Origin of the sequence: Arthrobacter burdickii, from assembly GCF_030433645.1 — a bacterium.
Lineage (GTDB): Bacteria > Actinomycetota > Actinomycetes > Actinomycetales > Micrococcaceae > Arthrobacter_D > Arthrobacter_D burdickii.
Genome location: NZ_JAROCG010000001.1, coordinates 1,948,234 through 1,970,806, shown reverse-complemented (window position 1 = coordinate 1,970,806; position 22,573 = coordinate 1,948,234). Strand labels below are relative to the sequence as shown.

Sequence of the window (22,573 nt, the reverse complement as noted above, 5' to 3'; positions counted from 1 at the left end):
TCGCTGTGACATACCCCTCACGCATCAAGCCAAATAGAACGGTAAAACCCTTGTTTACCCGTTGGTAACGTGACAGCCTTAAATGCAGTGCAAACCCGGGGGCCGAAGTCGGCCCCTTTACTATGAGCCCCCTCGTGAATGTTTTCACAAACACACGAGAAGCGAGGCTAGAGGAGAATGTGATCACCATGGATTGGCGTAGTCGCGCAGCCTGTCTGGACAAGGACCCGGAACTGTTCTTCCCGGTCGGTAACACCGGACCGGCGCTTCTTCAGATCGAGGAAGCGAAGAGCGTCTGCCGCCGCTGTCAGGTGCAGGATACCTGCCTGCAGTGGGCCATCGAATCCGGGCAGGACGCCGGAGTGTGGGGTGGACTGAGTGAGGACGAGCGCCGTGCGCTCAAGCGTCGGGCCGCAAGGGCGCGCCGCGCCTCATGATCGACGCCGGGGCGCACCCGGCGTAACCAGGCAGTTGGACAGATGACGAAGGGCCGCCCTCCGGGCGGCCCTTCGTCGTTTCCGGGAACAACGCCCGCGGGTCAGCTTCCCTGGTTGAGGCGCAGGTCCGTCTCGAGAGTGACGGAGGTACCGCCGCCGGGGCGGGTGCTCCATTCGATCGTCCCGCCCAGCTCGCTCGTGACGAGGGTCCGGACGATCTGCAGGCCCAGTCCCTCCGCGTGCCCGCCGGCGGGCAGTCCGACGCCGTCGTCCTCGATCGTCACGCGGAGGATCTCTTCACCATCGGCCTCGGTCCTGCGGTTGGCCATGAGCCAGACCGTTCCTGCCCGCCCGGACAAACCGTGTTCGACCGCGTTCGTGACGAGTTCGTTGATCACGAGGGCCAGCGGCGTCGCGAGGTCGCTGGGGAGTTCCCCGAAATCGCCGCTCCGTTCGGTGCGCACCGCCTGGGACGGCGACGCGACTTCCGCGGACAGGCGGAACTGGCGGGAGATGAGCTCGTCGAAGTCCACGCTCTGCGCAAGACCCTGCGACAGCGTCTCGTGCACCAGGGCGATGGTCGACACGCGGCGCATGGCCTGTTCGAGGCCGAGCTTGCCCTCCTCGCTGACCATCCTGCGGGACTGCATCCGCAGCAGCGCCGCCACGGTCTGCAGGTTGTTCTTCACCCGGTGGTGGATCTCACGGATGGTCGCGTCCTTGGACACGAGCTCCATCTCCCGGCGCCGCAGCTCGGAGACGTCCCGGCACAGCACGAGTGCTCCGAAGCGCTCCTTCTCGTCCCGCAGCGGGATGGCGCGCAGCGACAGGCTGACGCCGCGGGAGCCGATCTCGGTGCGCCAGGGCATGCGTCCCGTCACGACCAGGGGAAGGGTCTCGTCGACCATCCGCCGATCCTTCAGGAGGGCGGTGGTGATCTCCGCGAGCGGCCGGCCCTCGAGGGTCTCGACGTCGCCCAGCCGGCGGAAGGCGGAGACGCCGTTCGGACTGGCGTACTGGACGATGCCGTCGACGTCGAGCCGGATCAGCCCGTCGCCCACGCGGGGGGCGCCGCGCCGCGACCCCGTGGGGGTCGCGAAATCGGGCCACAGTCCCAGGGTCCCCATCCGCAGCAGGTCGTAGGCGCACTGCCGGTACGTGAGCTCCAGCCGGGACGGCATCCTCGAACTGGACAGGTCCATGTGGGTCGTGACGACGGCGAGCGTCCGGCCGTTGCGGACCATCGGGACGGCCTCGACGCGCATCGCCATCTCCGTTGTCCAGTTCGTCTCGCCAGAGCGCTCGATCTTCTGCGACTCCCAGGCGAGATCGACGAGCGGCTGCAGGTCCGCGCGGATGCGCTCCCCCACGAAGTCGCTGTGGAACACGGTGTGCGAGGTGGACGGCCGGGCGTGGGCGAGCGCCACATAGCCGCCCCCGTCGAGGGGGAACCAGAGCGCGAGGTCCGCGAATGCCAGGTCGGCCACCATCTGCCAGTCCCCTACCAGGAGGTGGAGCCACTCGGCGTCACCGGGCTCGAACCCTGTGTACTCGCGGATGGGGTCAGTGAAGATAGCCATGGAATCTCTCTATTGCTCGGGTGCTCGGGGCCGACACAGCGACGGGCTCCCACGCCCGGCGGCCGACGACGGACCGGACCCGCGGGACGGGGTGCCGCAGGTCCAGTCTGTCACTCCCGATCCCCTGACGCTGACCGGAGGGGGTCCCGGGCTACCGCACGATGGAGCGCAGGAGGCGGAGAGCCACCGAGAGCGACGAGATGTCGTCCTTCTCCAGCATGTTCACCTCGGCGAACATGTTGCTTGCACGCTGCAACTGGTCCGCGTTCTGCTCCTGCCACGCGAGCAGCCGCTCGCCGGCGTCGCGGTCCTGCATGTCGCTGGTGGCCCGCATGACCGCCACGCAGATGTCGGCGACCGTGGAGTAGAGGTCGTCGCGCAGGGCCGCCCGGGCGAGGGCCTGCCAGCGGTCGGTCCTGGGCAGCTTCGTGATCCGCTCGAGCAGGTTATCGACCTCGAAACGGTCGTAGACCGAGTAGTACACCTTGGCGATGTTCTCCACCGGTTCGTCGACCCGGCGTGTGCTGTACGCGATGTCCAGCAGCGGGAAGGACTCGAACTGTTCGGCCCAGTGGCGGCCGAGTTCCTTCGGCAGGTTCCACGCCCTCGCCGTTGCCATGCCGTCGCGTGCCCGCTCGAGGTCGCAGCCGCGCAGGTACTCCGAGAGCCGCGCCCTGAAGGGAGCCACGAGCGGTTTGAAGGCGTCGATGTCCTCGCTCACCGACGAGCCCGGCTCCACATGGTTCACGAACCAGCGCACCGCCCGGTCCAGGAGACGGCGCAGGTCCAGGTGGACCGTGGTCCAGTGATCCGTCGGGAAGTCCGCGGGAAGGACCGCGAGCGCATCGACGGTCTCGTCCAGCGAGTAGATCTCCCGCAGTGCCACGAAGGCCCGTGCCACCACCGGTTCGGGTACCGAGGTCTCCTCGATCACGCGGAAGGCGAAGGTGATCCCACCGAGGTTGATGATGTCGTTGGCGACGACGGTGGAGATGATCTCGCGGCGCAGGGGGTGTGTGTCGAGCAGGTCATCGAACCGCTCCACCAGCTGCCGCGGGAAGTACCGGCGAAGGGTGCCCTTGAAGTAGGGATCGTCGGCGAGGGTGCTGGCGGAGAGGACCCTCGTCAGCTCGATCTTCGCGTAGGCGGCGAGCACCGAGAGTTCCGGCGAGGTGAGCCCCCGCCCGGAGTCGGCCCTCCTGCGGAGTTCGGCCGTCGTCGGCAGCGCTTCGAGGTTCCGGTCGAGGTCCGCCTTCTTCTCGAGCCAGTCCATCATCCGTTCGTAGCTCGGGCTCCATTCGACGACCCTCTGGCGGTCGTTCAGCAGGAGGACGTTCTGGTCGATGTTGTCCTGCAGCACGAGGTGCGCCACCTCGTCGGTCATCGAGTGCAGGAACTCCGCCCGCTCCTCCGGCTGCAGGCGCCCGGCGCGCACCATCCGGTCGACGAAGATCTTGATGTTGACCTCGTGGTCCGAGCAGTCGACGCCGGCACTGTTGTCGATGGCGTCGGTGTTGAGGAGGACCCCGGACAGCGCTGCCTCGATACGGCCCCGCTGGGTCATGCCCAAGTTGCCGCCCTCACCCACGACACGAGCGCGCAGTTCGCTGCCGTTCACCCGGATGGCATCGTTCGCCCGGTCACCGACGTCGACGTTGGTCTCGTCCGTGGCCTTCACGTAGGTGCCGATGCCGCCGTTGTAGAGCAGGTCAGCGGGCGCCCGGAGGATCGCCCGGAGCAGTTCAGGCGGGCTGAGCCTGGTCACTCCGGCGTCGAGTCCGAGGGCCTCGCCCACCTCCGGGGAGATGGGGATGGACTTGGCCTGCCGCGGGAACACGCCGCCACCGGCGCTGATCAGCGTGCTGTCGTAGTCCTCCCAGCTCGACCGGGGAAGGTCGAACAGGCGACGGCGCTCGGCGAAGGACGTCGCGGCATCCGGGTTCGGATCGAGGAAGATGTGGCGGTGGTCGAAGGCGGCGAGCAGCCGGATGTGTTCGGACAGGAGCATGCCGTTCCCGAACACGTCGCCGCTCATGTCGCCGACGCCCACCACGGTGAAGTCGTCGGTTTGCGTGTCGACGTCGAACTCGCTGAAATGCCGCTTCACGGACTCCCAGGCGCCCCGCGCCGTGATGCCCATCGCCTTGTGGTCGTAGCCGACCGATCCTCCGGAGGCGAAGGCATCACCGAGCCAGAAGTCGTACTCGGCCGAGAGCTCGTTGGCGATGTCGGAGAACGACGCGGTTCCCTTGTCGGCCGCGACGACGAGGTAGGTGTCGTCGTCGTCGTGCCGTACGACGCGCGCCGGCGGCAGGACCAACTCGGTCGTGCCGTTCGTGATGACGTTGTCGGTGATGTCGAGCAGGCCGCGGATGAACGTGCGGTAGCTCGCCTGACCCTCCGCGAGCCAGGCCTGACGGTCGACCGTCGGATCGGGGAGCTGCTTCGCGAAGAAACCGCCCTTCGCGCCGGTCGGCACGATGACCGCGTTCTTCACGGTCTGGGCCTTCACGAGGCCGAGCACCTCGGTCCGGAAGTCCTCGCGCCGATCGGACCAGCGCAGGCCACCACGGGCGACCTTGCCGAAGCGGAGGTGCACACCCTCGACCTGCGGCGAGTACACCCAGATCTCGAACTTGGGCCTCGGGAACGGCGCGCCGTCGATCCGGGCGGTGTCGAGCTTGAAACTGACGTGGCGCTTGTCCTGGAAGTAGTTCGTCCGGAGGGTCGCCTCGATGAGGTTCGCGAACGTGCGCAGGACTCGATCGGCGTCCAGCGTCGGGACGGCCTCGAGTCCCGCGTCCAGTGCCGCCCGTGCGGCACCGGCGGCCGCCGCCCGGTCGCCCTCGAGGTCGGGATCGAAGCGCGCCGTGAACAGGGCCACGAGGGCACGGCTGACGACCGCGTTCTGCCGCAGGGTATCGGCGACGAAGCCGTAGGAGTTCGTGTTGCCCATCTGGCGCATGTACTTGGCGTAGGCACGGAGGATCAGCACCTGGCGCCAGCCGAGCTGTTCGCTCAGGACGAGCCGGTCGAACGCGTCGGACTCGCTGTTCCCGGTGACCGCGGCGCCGAACGCCTCCTGCAGCAGGCTCGCCGTCCCGAGGGGCGAGATCTCGGCGGGGTACTTCAGGCCGAGGTCGTAGAGGAAGAACGACCGCCCGTCCGACCGCGTGATGCCGAACGGCCGCTCGTCGAGCACCTCGAGGCCCAGGTTGTGGAAGTAGGGAAGGATCTGCGTCAGGCTCTTCGCCTCGGTGAGGTAGAGCTTGAGCCGCGCATCCTCGGCGCTCCCGGGCTCGCGGCGCTCGGGCACGTACACGTGGAGCCGGGGCACTCCCGCTCCCGCTCCGGCGAGCTGCTCGAAGCGGGCGATGTCCTCCAGCGCGTCCTCGACCTCGTAGTCCACGCGGTAGCTGGGCGGGAAGGATTCCGCCCAGAGGGCGGCGAGCCGATGCGCCGTGTCCTGCTCGAAACGCTCCTGGGCGACCTCGACGACGCCCTCGGGCCACGAGCGGGCGGCCCGTACGAGGCGCCGCTCGAGCTGTGCGGCATCGATGTCGGGGACCTCCGCACCCTTCTGCAGCCGGATGCGGAAGAACAGACGCGCGAGGGCGGATTCGCTCATCCGCGCCTCGTAATCGATCGTGTCGGCGTCGAGCGCCGTCCGCAGTTCCTCCTCGATGCGCAACCGCACGCTCGTGGTGTAGCGGTCACGAGGCAGGTAGACGAGGGCGGACATGAAGCGCCCGTAGACGTCCGGGCGCAGGAACAGCCGGGTGCGCCTGCGCTCCTGCAGCCGGAGGATCCCGAGAGCGGTGGAGACCAGGTCGGAGACCTCGATCTGGAACAGTTCGTCGCGGGGATACGTCTCGAGGATGGACAGCAGGTCCTTCCCGGAGTGGGAGTCGGACGGGAATCCGCAACGCCGCAGGACTTCGGTGACCTTGTCGCGGACGAGCGGCACGTTCCGCACCGAGCCCGTGTAGGCGCTGGTCGCGAACAGTCCGATGAAGCGGCGCTCGCCGTTCACATTCCCCTGGGCGTCGAAGCCCTTGATACCGATGTAATCCAGGTACGCGGCCCGGTGCACCGTCGACCGTGAATTGGCCTTTGTGATGACGAGGACGCGGCGCTCCCGCGCCTTGGCCCTGCCTGCTCCCGTGAGTCGCTGGAGGTGCCCGCCCCCGATTCCGTGCCGGAGCAGTCCGAGGCCGCTACCCTCCCGGACGCGGAGCGCGTCGGCGCCTGCCTCGTCGGTCACGAGGTCGTATTCCTTGTAGCCGAGGAAGGTGAAGTTGCCGCTGTCGAGCCATTGCAGGAGTTCCTGCGCCTGCCGCAGGTCGGGGATGTCCTCCGCGCCCGCGATCGACCCGAGGGACGCTTCGATGGAACGGACCTGGTCGCGCATGGCGGGCCAGTCCTCCACCGCCGACCGGACATCCCCCAGCACGCGGTGGAGGCCGTCGATGACTGACTCCTTGGCAGCGGAGTCCGGAAGACGCGCGACCTCCACCGAGATCCAGGACTCGATGTGCGCGGAGTGACCCGCCAGCCCGGCCAACTCGCCCATGTCGGGGAGCGCGGCCGTGTCGCCGCTCGAGGCTCCCGCCGTCGACGGGACGCGCTCGAGCGCCGCGAGCGTCGACGCTCCGTCCTCCCGCACCGCGAGGAACGTCGGGTGGACGACGAGCTGGATCGCCGCATTCTGGCGGACCAGCTCGGCGGTGACGGAGTCCACCAGGAAGGGCATGTCGTCCGTGACGATCATGACCACGCTCGCATTGCCCTGGTCCATCACGCCGATGGCGGCGGTTCCCGGTTTCCGGGATTCGGCGAGGTCGCGGTGCGCGAAGGCACGCTGGCGGAGGTCGGTCAGGAGGTATCCGGCGGCATCCTCGCGCGCGAGATGCTCGAAGTAGTGCTCTACAAAACCCTCCCGCGCAGTGTCCGAGCTTGACTGATCCGTTGTCCTGGATCCAGACGACATGGGAAGGGCCTCCGTAACGAAATTAAAGGCCGCGCCATTGCGACCTCTTACCGTGGAAGCCTATCCGTGTTGCCCGAAAACTTCACGTTGGGCAGGAGCCGCCCGGGCCGGCGCCGGGACCTCTCCGCGACCGGCACCCCGGCAAGCGCCGCGATCGCGTGGCGCAGCGCCGAGCCGGGCGCCGTTTCGAGCAGCGCGGTGCCGGCCAGGAGAGCCTGGTCGGCGGCCGCGACGTCGACGGGCAGGAAAGCGGAGATCCCGGCGGCCGGCCCGAAGCGCTCCCACGCCTCCCGCAACTGGGTCTCCGGGGCGCGTCCGACGGCGGCGGTCCGCACCTTGTTGAACACCACCCGGGGGGCGGCCGTCGGGACGATGTCGGCGAGTTCGGCGAGCCCCTTCACCAGGCGTGGAACACCGATCGCGTCCGCTACGCCCACGGCGATGACGGTGTCAGCCATCTCCAGGCACCGGAGGGCTGCACCGTTGCGGCGCGGCGTGAGGGTGTCGAAACTCAGTTCCTCGTCGGCCTGATGCAGAAGCCGCAGTCGACGATGGTGACCTCCGCGAGCGACCGGGCGGCCTCCAGGACCCGGCCGAGGGCGGCGGGACGCAGTTCGGGCCAGCGGTCCGGGCGGGTGATGCCGGTCAGCACCCGGAGGCGTCCCCCCTTGATGGCCACACTCACCGCGGTCCGACCGAGTACCGCGCCGCCGAACCCACCCTGGTCTGCGATCCGGCAGGCCTGAGCGAGACCCGCCGATTCATCGAGCAACCCGAGCGAGGCGCCGATACTCGCACCGTACGTGTCGGCGTCGACCAGCAGGACCGACGTTCCCGCCGCGGCGAGTTCCGCTGCCATGTTGATGGCCACGGTCGTGCGTCCCGGACCGCCGGCCGGCCCCCAGACCGCCACGACGCGACCGTCCGCTGGGCCGTCAGCCGGCCCGTGCCCGGTGTCGATGGGCGAGGGCGCCGCTTCCGGGACGTCGAGCGGATCCGCATAGGCGAGGGAGCCCCGGGGCCGCGCCGACGCGTCGAACCTCTCCACCGCCCGCGAGACGGCGTCGGCGAGCGTGGCGGGACCGGCCGTGGACGCGACGTACTCGATCCCCTCGATGGCGGGGGCGATCGGGCCGTCCGTCAGGGCGACGATCACGACGCCTGCGAAGCGCAGCCTGTCGGCCAGGGACGCGGTGAGCTCGACGGCGCCGGGAGCGATGATGGCCGCCCGCGCGAGACCCGTCTGGCACGCAGCCATGAGCTCGGCGAGCTCCTCGCACCGACGCACGACGGTGACCGGTCCGCGGAGCTGCTCGAGGCCCGGGACGAAGGCGTTCGCCAGCGACCCGAGCGTGATGACGGGGATGTTCACGAACCGGCGCCCGGATCCAGGACGACGGCGATGCGGGCGTCGTTGGAGAGGGCGTCGAGCAGTTCGGGCATGGCCTCGTCGTCCACGAGCACCTGCACGAGGGTGGAGGCGCTTGCCCCGAGGGCCGACTCGTCCACCGTCAGTTCGGAGACTTCTGCGGCCTCGAGGAGCAACCGGGGCTCGTCATAGGAGTTCGTGTCTGTGCGGAGAGAGACCCAGACATCGACGCGGTCGCCGGCAGCGGTCCCGGTGGGCAGCGGATCCTCCACGCTCAGGCCGACGGGCTTCCGGTCCAGGTCATCGGCGGTGCCGACGGCGGCCGCGGGAACGAGTTCCCCCTCGGTGACGAGCCTCGTGAGAACGGCGTTCTCGGGTATCCCTTCGGACACCGGGAGGTAGGCACCTATCGAATCGCCGAGGCGCACGGGCACGACGACGAGGTCTTCGGGCGACAGCGCGGTCCCGACAGCGATGTCCTGCCTGGCCGAGTACACGTCGCTGGTCCTGTCCTGGCTGGCGAGGAGGGCGACGACGCCGGCAGTGGAGGCGAGCACCAGGAGCACTCCGATGAGGAGACGGGGGTCCTTCCAGGATGGCTTCCTCAGCCGGGCCGCGCCCTGCGTGTCCGTGCTCCGCGTATCGGTCGTCACTGTCGCCCCCTGAAGGACCTATCCCGCCCCTGATGGGCGTCCCGACGGCAATTCTTGTGGACGACGGGCGCAAAGGGAACCGAGCGGCAGCAAATCGGACGGAAGTGTGGATATCCCCGTCAGACGACACCGCCGGTGGGAGACTGGAGCCGTACCGGAAGAACCAGGAAAGGCGGATCCGTGGCCGAGCGGCGTTTTCTCACCCTCGCCGATGTCGGCGAGGTGCTCAACATCAGCTCATCGCAGACCTACGCCCTCGTACGGTCCGGCGAGTTGCCCGCCATCCAGGTGGGCGGGCGCGGCCAGTGGCGCGTCGAGACACGGGTACTCGAGGAGTACATCGCCAAGGCGTACGAGAAGACCGCATCCGCGCTCAGGACCGAAGCCGACAGCCCCCTCGTCTGACCGTTCCGGCTTCCCTGCTCCCGGCTTACTTCTGCTGCTGTTCGCGGCACCCGGGCTTGTGGCCCTACTCCGTCCGTGCCACTGAGTCGAGTGTGTCAATGGATGCGAAGGGCACCGTGAGGACCTCCCGGATATTCGCCGCACGCCTCTCGTCCCCGGGAGCGACAAGTCCCAGGTCCAGGAAGTCGGCGCCTACCCGGTCGATGACGCCGGCGTAACGCGAGACCGGCGACGCCACCCAGAGCGCTACCTGTGCCCTGTCCCGGGACAGCGCCCGCAGGGCCGATCCCAGTCCGAGCTTCGCCTCGATCCCCGAGAGCGGCTGGCCGACGCTGCGCCCCAGGCTCCGAAGAACCTGCACCGACGACAGCGGTACGATGACCGACCGTTCCTCCACCGCCAAGGCGATCCATTGCGAGCCGACATTCGTCAGGATGCCCGTGAGCGAACGGCCTCCCCTGGTCAACACCCCGACCGGCCGTCCTGCCTGTCCGGCCAACCGCTGCATCAGCGTCACGCGGGACTGCTCCGAGCGCGTGCGCTCCCGGATCTCACTCTCCTGCCGGGCGTCCGTTGCAGCCTGCAACTGCGACTCCAGATCATGGAACAGGGCATCCCACCGCATGCCCACAACGTAGGGCCCCCTTCCGCTGCGGTCAACGGCTTCATAACGCAATACCGAAAACCAAACGTAGACAAATCGCATCAAACTACATCAAACTGAAGGAGGAGAAGGGTCGTCTCATGAAAACCTCGGACGCAGTACAGGCCGGCGTCATCCTGGCGTGCGGAGTCGTGTCGGCCGCTGCCGGAGCAGTCCTGTCCCGTTCCGGGCAGGCGCCAGGGCAAGGGCTGGAAGACGTCCTCGGCGTGGCTCTGTCGCTGCTCGGTGTGTTGATCGTCGGCTTGTGGCTCCTCGCACTGGCGGTCGCGGTCATCGCCGAAATCCTCGAGCGACGGGGCTTGGCGACAGCGGCGGCGTTTGCCCGGCAGTGCGCTCCCGCGTTCATGCGGCGGCTTGCCGCTGCTCTCCTGGGAGTCCAGCTCCTGGCGGTGCCCGCGGTGGCGCAGGCGGCACCCGGCTGCCCCGATGCCGGTCCCGGATCCGGCGTCACCGGGTCCTCGGTTCTCCCTGCACAGTCGGCGGCCGGCGCCGGGACTGGTGCGGACGCATCCGGCCGCGCGGAATCGCCCTACTGGTCGCCCCTTGCTGGCTCCACGCACGGGGACGGAGAGGACGGGGAGCAAGGACCGCCCGCACCGCCGGTTCCCAGGGCGTACTCCTCGCCCACGGTGGAGACGTCACCCGCATCGACCGTCTCGGAACCGGCGCCCGCGTCGGAGCCGGCGCCCGTATCACCGGCGTGGGAGCCGGCACCGATGCCTCTCGAAGGAGGGCTTCTGGTCCGGCCGGACACCAGGAGGACCGCCACGACGGAGGTCGTCGTGGCACCCGGTGACTCGCTCTGGTCCATCGCCGCGCGCCGACTCGGGCCGCTTGCCACCGCAGCCGACATAGCGGAAGCGTGGCCCGCCTGGTTCGACGCGAACCGGCCCATCATCGGCGATGATCCTTCCCTCCTCCTGCCGGGCCAGGTCCTGCAGGCGCCCTCGCCCTGAATCGGCGCCGTCAGGCGCAGCCGCCCAGGACCCATGTCGAGCACCACGTCGCGCAGCAGATCGCGCACCAGATCGCGCACCACCGCATCGAGCATGGCAAGCACACCCGTGCTTCCCGTGCACCCCGCCCATAGGTGGAACCCGGCAGGACGTCGCCTGCCGCAACAGCAAGGAAAGGACATGCCGTGACTTCCGTAACCCGTCTTCGCCCAGCCGCCCTGCTCGCCGAAGCCAGCGGGGCACCTCGCCCGGCCCCGCCTTCCCCTGGCCGGCCTGCCGCGGCCGGCCCGGCCACGATCATCCAGCTGAGGCCGTCAGCCGAACCTGCGGCATCACCGGATCCTCCAGCGCCACCGGATCCTTCAGCATCACCGGAGCCGTCGGCTTCTCCCGCGGGGACCGGGACCACGCCGGACGGGAACCGGGAAGGGACTTGTCCGTGGGAAGCCGACCCGGACCTGTCACAGCGCATCTCGGGGATCGCCCGGTCGGTTGCCCAGGGTGCCCTGGAGGTACTGGGAGGATCGCGTCCCCTGCAGCAGATGGCACGCTGGCTCGACCCCGAGAACTACGAACGGCTCCAGCTACGGGCGAACCTCGTGCGGTGCATCGACGCGGCCCGGAACGCAGGCCACGGGGATCCACGGCCGAGCGCCGACCGGCACGTCGTGGTGCGCTCGGCCCGGGTGTGCCCGATCAGCCCCGGCGTCTACGAGGCCTCTGTCGTCACCTTCGACCAGAAACGGGTCCGCGCCGTCGCTCTTCGGATAGAGCAACGGCGCGGAGCGTGGCGGGTCACCGCCCTCGAGATCGGCTGACTACTTCTTCCGGGACTTCTTGCCCCCCGCAGGCTCGGCCTGCACCTTGTTCCGCTCCACGTGCATCTCGGCATCACCCTGCGCGTTGGGCGCGATGAAGTTGAGGGTGGCCGGCTTCGCCGGTGCGTCGAGTCCCGCAGCCTTGATGGTGGGGGCCTGCACCACGCCCCGCCCGTCCGTCACTCCCGGGAGCCCGGTCTGCGCCGGGGCGGAGACCTCGACGTCGAGGTTGAAGAGATAGCCGATGCTCTCCTCGCGGATCGACTCCATCATCGCCTGGAAGAGGATGAAGCCCTCGCGCTGGTACTCGACCAGCGGATCCCTCTGGGCCATGGCGCGGAGGCCGATACCCTCCTTGAGGTAATCCATCTCGTAGAGGTGCTCCTGCCACTTCCTGCCGATGACGGACAGGACCACGCGTCGTTCCAGCTCACGCATCGTCTGCTCGCCGAGCGCCTCTTCTCGCGCCTGGTATGCGAGCTTGGCGTCGGAGAGGATCTCGTCGTGCAGGAAATCGCGGGTCAGCTTGGACTTGCCGCCCGCCTCCTCGATGACCTCGTCGGCGGTCAGCGTGATCGGGTACAGCGTCCTGAGGTTCGTCCACAGGAGGTCGTAGTCCCAGTCGTCGCCGTGGCCCTGTTCCGTCGCCTCGTCGACCATCGCGGTGATGACGTCCTCGAGGAAGAACTGCACCTTCTCCTTGAGGTCGCCACCCTCGAGGATCCTGCGGCGGTCGCCGTAGATGGCTTCGCGCTGGCGGTTCAGGACGTCGTCGTACTTCAGGACGTTCTTGCGCTGCTCGGCATTGCGCCCCTCGACCTGGCCCTGAGCGTTCTCGATCGCCTTGGAGACCAGCTTCGACTCGAGGGCGACGTCGTCCGGCATGGTGGCGCTGTTCATGATGCGCTCGGCGCCGCCGGAGTTGAACAGCCGCATGAGGTCGTCCGTGAGCGACAGGTAGAAGCGGGACCGGCCGGGGTCGCCCTGGCGGCCCGAGCGTCCACGCAACTGGTTGTCGATGCGGCGTGACTCGTGCCGCTCCGTACCGAGCACGTACAGCCCGCCGAGTTCGCGGACCTCCTCCTGCTCGGCCTTGACCGCTTCCTTCGCCGCCTCGAGGGCCTCGGGCCACCTGGCCTCGTACTCCTCCGGGTTGTCCGCCGGATCGAGCCCCGCCTTCTCCAGCGCTGCGACCGCGTTGAACTCGGCGTTGCCGCCGAGCATGATGTCGGTGCCACGCCCGGCCATGTTGGTGGCGACGGTGACCGCGCCCTTGCGACCGGCCTGGGCGATGATGGCCGCTTCGCGTGCGTGGTTCTTCGCGTTCAGCACCTCGTGGCGGACGCCCGCCTTCGCGAGCTGCTTCGACAGGTATTCGCTCTTCTCGACGCTCGTGGTTCCGACGAGGACCGGCTGGCCGGTCTCATGCCGCTCGACGATGTCCTTCACCACGGCGTCGAACTTGGCGACCTCGTTCTTGTAGATGAGGTCGGAGAGGTCCTTGCGGGCCATCTCCTTGTTCGTCGGGATGGGCACCACGCCGAGCTTGTAGGTGGACATGAATTCGGCGGCCTCGGTCTCGGCGGTGCCGGTCATGCCCGAAAGCTTGTCGTAGAGGCGGAAGTAGTTCTGCAGCGTCACGGTGGCGAGGGTCTGGTTCTCGGCCTTGATCTCCACGCCCTCCTTCGCCTCGATGGCCTGGTGCATGCCCTCGTTGTAGCGCCGGCCGGCGAGGATCCGGCCGGTGTGCTCATCGACGATCATGACCTCGCCGTTGAGGACGACGTAGTCCTTGTCGCGCTTGAACAGCTCCTTCGCCTTGATGGCGTTGTTCAGGAAGCCGATCAGCGGTGTGTTGGCGGACTCGTACAGGTTGGAGATGCCGAGGTAGTCCTCGACCTTCTCGATGCCGTCCTCGAGCACGCCGACGGTGCGCTTCTTCTCGTCCACCTCGTAGTCCACCTCGACGGAGAGCTTCTGGACGACCTTCGCGAACTCGTTGTACCAGCGGTTGACGTCGCCGGATGCCTGGCCGCTGATGATGAGCGGTGTACGGGCCTCGTCGATGAGGATCGAATCGACCTCGTCGACGATCGCGAAGTTGTGGCCGCGCTGCACGAGTTCGGCGGCGCTCCAGGCCATGTTGTCGCGGAGGTAGTCGAACCCGAACTCGTTGTTCGTGCCGTAGGTGATGTCGGCGGCGTACTGTTCGCGGCGCGTCGCGGGATCCTGCTTGGAGAGGATGCATCCGCTCGTCAGGCCGAGGAAGCGGTAGACGCGGCCCATGAGGTCCGACTGGTACTCGGCGAGGTAGTCGTTCACCGTGACGACGTGGACGCCCTTGCCGGTCAGGGCATTGAGGTAGGCGGGCGCGGTCGCGACGAGGGTCTTGCCCTCACCGGTCTTCATCTCCGCGATGTTGCCCAGGTGGAGGGCGGCGCCGCCCATCAGCTGGACATCGAAGTGGCGGAGTCCGAGCGTCCGGCTCGACGCCTCACGCACGACGGCGAAGGCTTCCGGAAGCAGGTCGTCGAGGGTCGCGCCGTCGGCGTAGCGCTTCTTCAGCCGGTCGGTCTCGCCACGCAGCTCTGCGTCGGACATCTCCCGGAATTCGTCCTCGAGGACATTGATCGCGTCAGCGTAGTTGCGGAGTCGCTTCAGTGTCTTCTTATCGCCGGTGCGTAGTACTCGTTCAAGAAGTGATGGCACTGGTATTTACTCCCAATCTGATGCTGCCCAAAGATGGCGTGTCTAGTCTACGTGAGCGACGTTCGGTGCCCCGTTTTGGTTCCCCCGCGCCACGATGCGACGACATGGAACTGCGTGTCCGCTCAGAGTAACCTGCCGACCTGCATGGAGAGCGAGGACGCGAGGTTCCCGCGGTCCTCGACGACGACGGCGTCGAGCCCCAGCCACCGGGCGAGCAGGCACAGTTCCTCGGCGAGTTCCGCGGACGTGTCGGAGGGAGCGCCGGGCTCGGCGTGGCTGGCACGCACCATCAGGCGGCCCGCCGAGCGGTCGGCCTTGAGGTCCACCCGGGCGGCGATGGCATCGCGGAGGAGGAAGGGCAGGACGTAGTAGCCGTGGATGCGCCGCTCGGCAGGGGTGTAGATCTCGATGCGGTAGTGGAAGTCGAAGAGCCTGTGCAGCCGGTCGCGTTCGAAGACGAGGGAGTCGAAGGGACTCAGGAGGGCCCTCCCCCGTGCCTGGCGCGGCAGGGCCGCCGCCGGGTGGAGGTACCACGACTCGGATCCGCCGTCCACGGATGCGGTGTGCAGGGAACCCGCGGCCACGAGGCCGTCGAGGACGGCACGTGTCTCGCGTACCGGGGTGCGGAAATAGTCCGCCACCGAGCGGGCGGGGGCGACGCCGAGGGCTCCTGCCGCCCGCTCGGCGAGCACGGTGAGGGCTTGCGTCCTGTCGGGCTCCTCGACGGCGAGGCCCGGGTCCGGGAGTACGTCGGCGATGGGTGCGTAGAGCCGCTCGAACTGGGCCGTCCGGCCCGCGGACCCCACCGTCCCCCTGGCGAAGAGGTCTTCCAGCACACGTTTGGCCGCCGTCCACCGCCACCCCCAGCCTTCGGCGGGTCGCCCGGTATCGGCACCCAGCAGTCGCTGGATGCTCGATGCGGTGAGCGGCGCGCCGCGATCGAGGAGGTCGAGGATGGACGACTCGAGGTCCTGCCGCAGTGCGGCCGGCACGCTGGCCGCTCCCATCCAGGTCCGGCGCTGCCAGACCCGCAGGTGCGGGAACAGTTCGGGCGCGACGAGGCTCGCCTCATGGGCCCAGTACTCCACCAGCCGTCGGGGAGCCCGGGAGTACAGCGCGTCGAGGTGCGCGGGATCGTAGGAACCGAGGCGGGAGAACAGGGGCAGGTAGTGCGACCGGGCGAGGACGTTCACAGAATCGATCTGGAGGACCTGCAGCCGTTGGACTGCGATGGCGACGGCCCGGCGCGACGACGGCGCCTCGACGCGCGGACGGTGCAGCCCCTGGGCGGCAAGGAGGATGCGTCGGGCCTGGGCGGTCGTGAGGTTCGGCATGGACTCCGGCATGGAACTGCCCCCGCGCGGCGCGTGGAGGCAGTTCCAGGTATGCGGTCGATAGGTTGTCGAAGGGCGGATTACTTCTGGGCGCGACCGGGGTTGCCGGTGCGCGGGGCACTAGGCGGAAGCGGCTTCCTTGGCGCGGTAGGCCAGGAGTTCCTCATGGGGCTCCTCGGTTCCTTCCGCGCATTTCGCGTCGAGCGTGATCACGCCGTAGGTCCACGCCTGCCTCCGGTAGACCACCGAGGGGGCGCCTGTGGCGGAATCGATGAAGAGGTAGAAGTCGTGCCCGACGAGCTCCATGTTGTCGACGGCATCGTCCAGGGTCATCGGTGTCCCCGAGAAGACCTTGCGGCGGATCAGGACCGGCGAGTCCCCGGCAGGAACATCATCGGGGGAGGAATAGGCGTCGAGGTCCTCGGGCTGGGTATCCGGCTCGTGCGACGTCGGTTCGATGGTCGGGGTCTCGAGATAGATGGGCTGCGCCGGGTCTGCCGGCTCCAGACCGGCTGTTGCGGCGCCGACGGCCACCGGCGTGTGCCGGCCGTGGTGGACCTTCCGCCGGTCACGGGCCCGCCGCAGACGCTCGAGGAGTTTGCCGTAGGCGAGGTCGAAGGCAGCGAACTTGTCGGCCGCCGTGGCCTCTGCCCGAACCACCGGGCCCCTGCAGAGCACCGTCAGTTCGACCGTGAGCGAGGTATCCGCCATGCGTGCACTGGTTTCCTTGGTGATCTTCGCATCGATGCGCTGTACCTTGTCACCGAGCTGCTCTATCTTGTCGATCTTCTCCGTCGCGTACTCACGGAAACGGTCCGATACCGCAAGGTTTCGACCATTGATCACAAACTCCATGGTGCCCTCCACATCGCTAGCTGACACGACGGCAGCCGAGGCGTTCATAGAGCCGCCGCCGACGGGTACGTGTCATCACTGTGTCGTACCCGTACTTCACGTTAGATCACGAGTGTCCTTTATTCATCCTTCGGCGCTCGGAATCTTCCGGTAGCTTGCCGGACGTCGGCTGAGGCACTAGGGGCGGCACGTGGAAGGTCCGGAGAGGTGGCGTCCGGGTCAGGACGTCGGGCCGGGAAACGCCTCCGTAGAGCGTCCGGCAGGTGATGACGTCGCGGCGATCACCACGGCTCCGAGCACCTGGGCTCCCTCCTGGACGAGCACGCGATGCACCTCGCCGATGGTGGCTCCCGTGGTGAGGACGTCGTCGACGATGATGCACTCCCGTCCGGTGAGGCGGGTCCGGGTGCACCTGGCCCGGGCCATCGAGCCCAGGACGTTCGCGCGCCGACGCCGACGCCCGAGTCCTTTCTGCCCGCCGCCCCACCCGGCGCGGGCCGCAAGCGCCGGCACTCCGCCGTGGAGGAGGGCGGCAGGAAGCCGAACCAGTGCCGAACGCTGCCGGACGACCGGCGCGAGGACGGTACCCGCGGGCAGTCTGCCGGCGCGGTCCAGCCGGGACAGGAGGAGCATCAGCGGGTCGTACCCGCGCCGCTGCCGGGAGGAAGCCCGGGCCGGAACGGGCACGATCAGGACCGGTTCGGAGGCCCTCCGCCCGTCCGGGACTCCCGGGAGTCCCGAGACTCCCTGATGGAGGACACCGGCCATGGCAGCGGCGACGGGAGCGGCCAGGTCCACGTGGCCATGGTTCTTGTAGGCCAGGAGCACCGCCGACACGGCCCGGCCGTACCGCCCGGCCGCGAGGACGGGCAGCGGGCCGTAGGCAGGCCCGTTCTGGTCCGGCCCGTTCTGGTCCGGCGTGCCGCCCGGGGTCCGCATGCCGGCCTGTGCTGGAACCCGCTCGACGTCGGGAAGGGACTCGGCCCCGGTCTCGGCGGAGAAGGGCCGCGCCGTGGCGCTGCGGAAGATCCCAAGGCATGCCGGGCAGAGCGACGTGTCCCACTGGCCGCAGAGCACGCACGACGACGGCAGGACGAGGGCGCCGAAATCCGCAAGGGCACCCGCTACCCGTTGGTAGGCCCGCCCGAAGACGATCCGATCGAGCCACGAAGCGAAACCGGAGGAACGCATGAGCCAAGGCCATCACGACCGCACGGCGGACCGCGGCCCGACAGCGGCTATGTGGACGGTCCTACCCGGGGAAGGCCGGATCGACGACGGCGAGCTGCTCGTCCACCCAGCTGTTGCCGATGCGCCGGTACAGCGTGTCGCCGGCCTGCGCGTAGAACGTGTCCTCCGCGTCGGACCCGGCGCTGATGCCGAGAACGCCGTCGAGCGCCGCCATCGTTTCCTGTTCGCCGTTCAGCTGCAGGATGACCGGCGTGGCTTCCTCGTTCGCGCCCGTCGAGGACGCCACGATCGCGCTCTGGCCCGCCCACTTGGCCGTGTCGATGGTCCCGTCCGTCGGCAGGGAAAGAGGGGTGGTGAGCGACTGCGGCACTCCTTCGGTGGAGCGGGTGATGCCTGCCACCAGCACCTCGCCGACGCCGTCGCGGTCCGTCACCATCAGGGCGCGCGAGCCGTCACGCGAGATCCGCAGTTCCTTCACCTTCCTGTCCCCGAGCCATCCGGCCGCGAGCTTCGCGGCGTTCGCCTCGGTTCCGCCCGGGGGGATCGCAAGGGCCTCGCTGCGTCCTCCCACTGCCCTGGTGGTCCACACCCAGTTGTCCGGATCGAAGGAGGGCTGGGTGAGGGCGCTGCCCTTGGCGACCGCCCGGGCCTGACTGCCCGGGGCCGTGACGAAGAGGGATGTCCTGGCGGCGTTCAGGAACGCGTAGGCGCTGCCGGAGACCGAGGTGGCCGGGTCGCGCGGCTGGGACTCTGCCACCGAGGGAAGCCCCTCGATCGGCACGACGGCGCCGTTGCGCACCCGCACGAGCTCGTTCCCGGCGATCGCGACCTGCTCGCCCCCGACGTCGGGAGCCAGCTCGGGGACGACGAGGTCGGGGGAAGGGTCACCGAGCTCGATCGGCTGGCCGCTGGTCATCTCCACGGAGGTGACGTCGTTGAGGCCGAGCAGGTTGACCTGGAGTTGCTGGTTCATCTGCTGCAGGCCGAGGCTGGTGGCGTTCTCCAGGACCTCCGAGGAGAGCTCGACCGACGCCGTGCCCGACGTGATCGGCACGGAATCCCGGGCGAGGGTCACCCCTTCGGGGAAGGCGCTGGTCACCGAGCCCTGCAGGTACGGCGCCGGACCGGCCAGCATCGCGCCGACGATCCTCGCCGTCACCCCTGTCCTCCGGACGAACCAGCGGGCATCGGGGACCCAGTACCGGTAGTTGCTGCTGTAGAAGTAGAGGCTGTGGGAGAGCAGGAGGTCCCGGGCACTGCTCTGGGCGAGCATGATGCCGTCCGGGATCTCACCGATCCGCCACTCGCCGTTGACCTGGGCCATCCGAACGCCGAGGGTCTCCGTCGCCGGGACGGGACTGTTGGTCCGCACTCCCCTGGCGTCGATCGTTCCCGTCGTCTCCAGCTGGATCTGGTAGACGCCCTCGGCCTCGCGCTTCTCCACGCGTGGATCGGACCGGAACAGGACGATTCGTTCCTCGGGCTCCCAGGACTGCGCGAGTTCCGGCGTGAGGAACTGGCGAGCCACGCTGTAGCCGTCGCCTGCACCGCTTCCGGCCGTGATGAAATCGCGGAGGATCCGCTCGGGTGTGGCACCCGGCGCCGGGCCCTCGGGATCGAAGGCGGGTGCCACGGCGTCGGCTTCTGCCTCGGTGGCCGCGATCACGCCCACCGGTCCCTTCGTGGGAATGGCCGAACAGCCCCCGAGCACCAGCAGACAGACAGCGACCAGGGCTGCAAGGACAGACGCCGGCACCCGGCGTGCGGGGCTGGGACCACCGGACCGACGATCCGGCCGGCCATCCGGCCGACCATCCGGCATGGTGCTACTGCGTCGCACTGCTCTCCCTCGCTCCGTTGCCCGCATCAGTCCGTGCATCAGTCCGTGCATCAGTCCGTGCATCAGTCCGTTCGTCCGCCCGTTCGTCAGTCCGTTCGTCCGCCCGTTCGTCCGCCCGTTCGTCCGCCCGTTCGTCCTTCGGCGGGTACTGCCCGCCCCCGGTACGCTGCGAGCCCGAAACCGGCGGCAGCGCCAGGGGCGACGACGCCAGGACGATGCCCTGGCGACGCGGCAGCGTGAGCCGGAAGCAGGCTCCCTCGCCGGGCATGCCCCATGCCTCGAGCCAGGCACTGTGGAGCCGCGCGTCCTCCGTCGCGATGGACAGACCGAGTCCGCTGCCTCCCGTGGTGCGCGCCCGCGCGGGGTCGGCCCGCCAGAACCTGTCGAAGACGCGTGACGCCTCGAGCGGGGTCATCCCGATCCCGTAGTCGCGGACGGCGACGGCGACGGCTTCCGGGTTGCACGCTATGTGGATCTCCACCGGCCTAGCTTCCCCGTGCTCGAGGGCGTTCACGATCAGGTTGCGGAGGATGCGGTCGATGCGGCGCGAGTCGGCGTCCGCGATGCAGCTCGTCTCGTCCGACACGATCCGGAGGTTCGACCCGAGCCGTTCGGCGAGCGGATGCGCCCCCTCGACGGCGTGTTCGACGAGCTGGACGATGTCCACCGATTCCGCCTCCAGCACGGCGGCACCGGCGTCGAACCTGGAGATCTCGAGCAGGTCCGCGAGGAGGGCCTGGAAGCGCTCCACCTGGTCGAACAGGATCTCCGCGGACCGCTTGTTCACCGGATTGAACTCGTCGCGCGCGTCGAAGAGCACTTCGGCCGCCATCCGCACCGTGGTCAGCGGGGTCCGGAGTTCGTGCGAGACGTCCGACACGAAGCGCTGCTGCATCTGCGACAACTGCGCCAACTGGGTGATCTGGTCCTGCAGGCTGCCCGCCATGTGGTTGAACGAGGCTCCGAGGCGGGCCACCTCGTCCTCCCCGCTGACCTCCATGCGTTCCTGCAACTGGCCCGACGCCAGCTTCTCCGACACCGATGCCGCGTGACTGACCGGCTGGACCACGCTGCGGGTCACGTACCAGGTGATGGCGCCGATGACGAGCAGCAGCACGAGGCCCGCCAGCCACAGGACGCCGTGGATGTAGTCGAGCGTGGACTGCATGGAGGACAGGTCGTAGTAGACGTACAGGGCATAGGGGCTGCGCTCGGGTGGCAGTTGGACCTGCGTCCCGAAGGCGATACCCGGCGCGTCCTGGTCGCCGTCCTGCGTGACGGGGATGGTCATGGGCGCCCAGTACACGTCCTGGCCGCTGCCGACCGCCGCCTGGAGGTCGGGCGGAAGCATGCCCGCGGTCGCGCCGTCCTGGCTCACCGTCGTCGGGATGAAGAGTCCCTCGCCCCCCGAGATCGGAACCAGGATCGACTGGCGCGGCGCATCTGTCTCGTTGCCCACCAGGGCATTGACCGAATCGAGCACCAGCCGGCTCGTCGTATCGCGGTCGGTGGCCGAGGAATCCCGGAAGACCGCCTTGGTGGAGGTCAGCGCCGAGGTGGCCTCGGCGCTGAACTGGTCGAAGCGCTCGTCGTAGAGCGCGCTGGCGATCTGGTTGGACAGGAAGCCTCCGACGGCCACGAAGGAGACGGAGGTGAGGAGCATCGTCGCGACGACGGTGCGGAACTGGAGCGATCTGCGCCAATGGCTCGCCACCGACCGCAGCAGCGCCTGGGCCCGGGCCAGATCGAAACGGGCCCGGGTAGTACCGGCCGGAGCAATACCGGCCGGAGCCACCGACGTCGTCGGGGGATGCGATGCCGGCGACGCGCCGTCGTCGTCCGGACGGTCCGCGGCCGGGACGGCAGACATGGCCGCAGGCACGGCGAAGGCCGCCGTACCGGATCCGGACGCCGGGCCCGACGGTCCGGATCCGCGATCGGGGTCCGTCAGGGAAGGCAGCGGTACGCCCTGCAACGGAGCGCGGCCGGCGGCGCCCTCCGCGTCAGCCCTGTCCGGCCTTGTATCCGACACCACGCACCGTCAGGACGATCTCGGGTGCCTCGGGATCGCGCTCGATCTTCGAACGCAGCCGCTGCACGTGGACGTTGACGAGCCGGGTGTCGGCGGCGTGGCGGTACCCCCAGACCTGCTCGAGGAGGAGCTCGCGCGTGAACACCTGCCAGGGCTTCCGGGCGAGGGCCACCAGCAGGTCGAATTCCAGCGGGGTCAGCGAGACACGCTCACCAGCCCGCGTGACCTCGTGGCCGGCGACGTCGATGCTCACCTCGCCGATCCGCAGGGTTTCGGGAGCCTTCGATTCGGCGGGCCGAAGCCTCGCCCGCACACGGGCCACGAGTTCGGCCGGTTTGAAGGGCTTGGGCACGTAGTCGTCGGCCCCTGATTCCAGTCCGCGCACGACGTCGGACGTGTCCGACTTCGCGGTCAGCATCACGATGGGGAGATCGGATTCGCTGCGGATCTGGCGGCACACCTCGATACCGTCCATCCCCGGAAGCATCAGGTCCAGCAGCACGAGATCCGGATGGGTGGAGCGGAAGACACCGAGCGCAGCTGCACCATCAGCGCAGAACACAGGGTCGAATCCGTCGTTGCGCAGGACGATGCCGATCATTTCGGACAGGGCTTCGTCGTCATCGATGACTAGTATGCGAGCCTTCATACCCCCATACTGTCCCATCGGGCGCGCAAAGTCCTATCAGCCCCACCGACGGAAGTCCGGAGCGGCACACCACCCCGCCGGGCGCGGCTCG

The 22,573-nt window shown here is 68.8% G+C and carries 17 protein-coding genes; 4 read left to right on the top strand and 13 right to left on the bottom strand.

The features are described 5' to 3' along the window. The first annotated feature begins 188 nt into the window (after window positions 1-188). A complete protein-coding gene (locus tag P5G52_RS09175; protein WP_055769355.1) occupies window positions 189-437 on the top strand; it encodes a WhiB family transcriptional regulator in 249 nt (82 codons plus the stop codon). Between the two features lie 101 nt (window positions 438-538). Here the strand turns inward: P5G52_RS09175 and P5G52_RS09170 are convergent, their stop codons facing one another. The 5 genes from P5G52_RS09170 to P5G52_RS09155 all read right to left on the bottom strand — a co-directional run bounded on the left by P5G52_RS09170 (window position 539) and on the right by P5G52_RS09155 (window position 9,029). After that, window positions 539-2,017: a sensor histidine kinase gene (locus tag P5G52_RS09170; RefSeq protein WP_301226695.1), complete on the bottom strand. Its 1,479-nt coding sequence runs from the start codon at window positions 2,015-2,017 to the stop codon at window positions 539-541. A 151-nt stretch (window positions 2,018-2,168) separates the two neighbouring features. Then, window positions 2,169-7,007, bottom strand: coding sequence for an NAD-glutamate dehydrogenase (locus P5G52_RS09165; protein WP_301226693.1), 4,839 nt, complete (start codon window positions 7,005-7,007; stop codon window positions 2,169-2,171). A 47-nt stretch (window positions 7,008-7,054) separates the two neighbouring features. Continuing rightward, window positions 7,055-7,465, bottom strand: a complete 411-nt coding sequence (locus tag P5G52_RS18305; protein WP_363321878.1) for a MinD/ParA family ATP-binding protein — start codon at window positions 7,463-7,465, stop codon at window positions 7,055-7,057. A gap of 53 nt (window positions 7,466-7,518) precedes the next feature. After that, a complete protein-coding gene (locus P5G52_RS18300) occupies window positions 7,519-8,379 on the bottom strand; it encodes a CpaE/TadZ family protein (RefSeq protein WP_363321877.1) in 861 nt (286 codons plus the stop codon). Next, the gene (locus P5G52_RS09155) at window positions 8,376-9,029 is read right to left on the bottom strand and encodes a CpaB family protein (protein WP_301226691.1); all 654 of its coding nucleotides are present in this window, start codon (window positions 9,027-9,029) and stop codon (window positions 8,376-8,378) included. Before P5G52_RS09155 ends, P5G52_RS18300 begins: the two co-directional genes overlap by 4 nt. Window positions 9,030-9,209: 180 nt before the next feature. Between P5G52_RS09155 and P5G52_RS09150 the strand changes: the two genes are divergently transcribed. Then, window positions 9,210-9,434: a helix-turn-helix domain-containing protein gene (locus P5G52_RS09150; RefSeq protein ID WP_225437410.1), complete on the top strand. Its 225-nt coding sequence runs from the start codon at window positions 9,210-9,212 to the stop codon at window positions 9,432-9,434. A gap of 64 nt (window positions 9,435-9,498) precedes the next feature. Here P5G52_RS09150 and P5G52_RS09145 read toward each other — a convergent pair whose 3' ends face one another. Further along, the gene (locus P5G52_RS09145) at window positions 9,499-10,059 is read right to left on the bottom strand and encodes a hypothetical protein (RefSeq protein WP_301226689.1); all 561 of its coding nucleotides are present in this window, start codon (window positions 10,057-10,059) and stop codon (window positions 9,499-9,501) included. A gap of 119 nt (window positions 10,060-10,178) precedes the next feature. Here P5G52_RS09145 and P5G52_RS09140 point away from each other — a divergent pair, with 119 nt between their 5' ends. Continuing rightward, on the top strand, window positions 10,179-11,054 hold the full coding sequence (locus P5G52_RS09140; RefSeq protein WP_301226687.1) for a LysM peptidoglycan-binding domain-containing protein: 876 nt from the start codon (window positions 10,179-10,181) through the stop codon (window positions 11,052-11,054). Window positions 11,055-11,188: 134 nt separating this feature from the next. Continuing rightward, the gene (locus P5G52_RS09135) at window positions 11,189-11,872 is read left to right on the top strand and encodes an Rv3235 family protein (protein ID WP_363321876.1); all 684 of its coding nucleotides are present in this window, start codon (window positions 11,189-11,191) and stop codon (window positions 11,870-11,872) included. Here the strand turns inward: P5G52_RS09135 and secA are convergent, their stop codons facing one another. From secA to mtrA, 7 genes are all read right to left on the bottom strand, one after another. Further along, entirely contained in the window at window positions 11,873-14,581 is a 2,709-nt protein-coding gene (gene secA, locus P5G52_RS09130) for a preprotein translocase subunit SecA (RefSeq protein ID WP_301226685.1), read from the bottom strand. 122 nt (window positions 14,582-14,703) lie between these two features. Further along, window positions 14,704-15,915, bottom strand: coding sequence for a winged helix-turn-helix domain-containing protein (locus tag P5G52_RS09125; protein ID WP_301226684.1), 1,212 nt, complete (start codon window positions 15,913-15,915; stop codon window positions 14,704-14,706). Between the two features lie 120 nt (window positions 15,916-16,035). Further along, entirely contained in the window at window positions 16,036-16,770 is a 735-nt protein-coding gene (gene hpf / locus P5G52_RS09120) for a ribosome hibernation-promoting factor, HPF/YfiA family (protein ID WP_301226683.1), read from the bottom strand. A 219-nt stretch (window positions 16,771-16,989) separates the two neighbouring features. Further along, entirely contained in the window at window positions 16,990-17,961 is a 972-nt protein-coding gene (locus tag P5G52_RS09115; RefSeq protein WP_301226682.1) for a ComF family protein, read from the bottom strand. Between the two features lie 61 nt (window positions 17,962-18,022). Further along, on the bottom strand, window positions 18,023-19,627 hold the full coding sequence (locus P5G52_RS09110) for an LpqB family beta-propeller domain-containing protein (RefSeq protein ID WP_301226680.1): 1,605 nt from the start codon (window positions 19,625-19,627) through the stop codon (window positions 18,023-18,025). Window positions 19,628-19,787: 160 nt separating this feature from the next. After that, window positions 19,788-21,671, bottom strand: coding sequence for an MtrAB system histidine kinase MtrB (mtrB, locus tag P5G52_RS09105; RefSeq protein WP_301226678.1), 1,884 nt, complete (start codon window positions 21,669-21,671; stop codon window positions 19,788-19,790). 133 nt (window positions 21,672-21,804) lie between these two features. Next, a complete protein-coding gene (gene mtrA / locus P5G52_RS09100; RefSeq protein ID WP_087076444.1) occupies window positions 21,805-22,482 on the bottom strand; it encodes an MtrAB system response regulator MtrA in 678 nt (225 codons plus the stop codon). Window positions 22,483-22,573: the final 91 nt, after the last annotated feature.

Bases quoted from the DNA above. Each gene is read 5' to 3' on its own strand.
- P5G52_RS09175 (WP_055769355.1), top strand. From the start codon at position 189: ATGGATTGGCGTAGTCGCGCAGCCTGTCTGGACAAGGACCCGGAACTG.
- P5G52_RS09170 (WP_301226695.1), bottom strand. From the start codon at position 2,017: ATGGCTATCTTCACTGACCCCATCCGCGAGTACACAGGGTTCGAGCCC.
- P5G52_RS09165 (WP_301226693.1), bottom strand. From the start codon at position 7,007: ATGTCGTCTGGATCCAGGACAACGGATCAGTCAAGCTCGGACACTGCG.
- P5G52_RS18305 (WP_363321878.1), bottom strand. From the start codon at position 7,465: ATGGCTGACACCGTCATCGCCGTGGGCGTAGCGGACGCGATCGGTGTT.
- P5G52_RS09145 (WP_301226689.1), bottom strand. From the start codon at position 10,059: ATGCGGTGGGATGCCCTGTTCCATGATCTGGAGTCGCAGTTGCAGGCT.
- P5G52_RS09140 (WP_301226687.1), top strand. From the start codon at position 10,179: ATGAAAACCTCGGACGCAGTACAGGCCGGCGTCATCCTGGCGTGCGGA.
- P5G52_RS09125 (WP_301226684.1), bottom strand. From the start codon at position 15,915: ATGCCGAACCTCACGACCGCCCAGGCCCGACGCATCCTCCTTGCCGCC.
- hpf (WP_301226683.1), bottom strand. From the start codon at position 16,770: ATGGAGTTTGTGATCAATGGTCGAAACCTTGCGGTATCGGACCGTTTC.
- P5G52_RS09115 (WP_301226682.1), bottom strand. From the start codon at position 17,961: ATGCGTTCCTCCGGTTTCGCTTCGTGGCTCGATCGGATCGTCTTCGGG.
- mtrB (WP_301226678.1), bottom strand. From the start codon at position 21,671: ATGTCTGCCGTCCCGGCCGCGGACCGTCCGGACGACGACGGCGCGTCG.
- mtrA (WP_087076444.1), bottom strand. From the start codon at position 22,482: ATGAAGGCTCGCATACTAGTCATCGATGACGACGAAGCCCTGTCCGAA.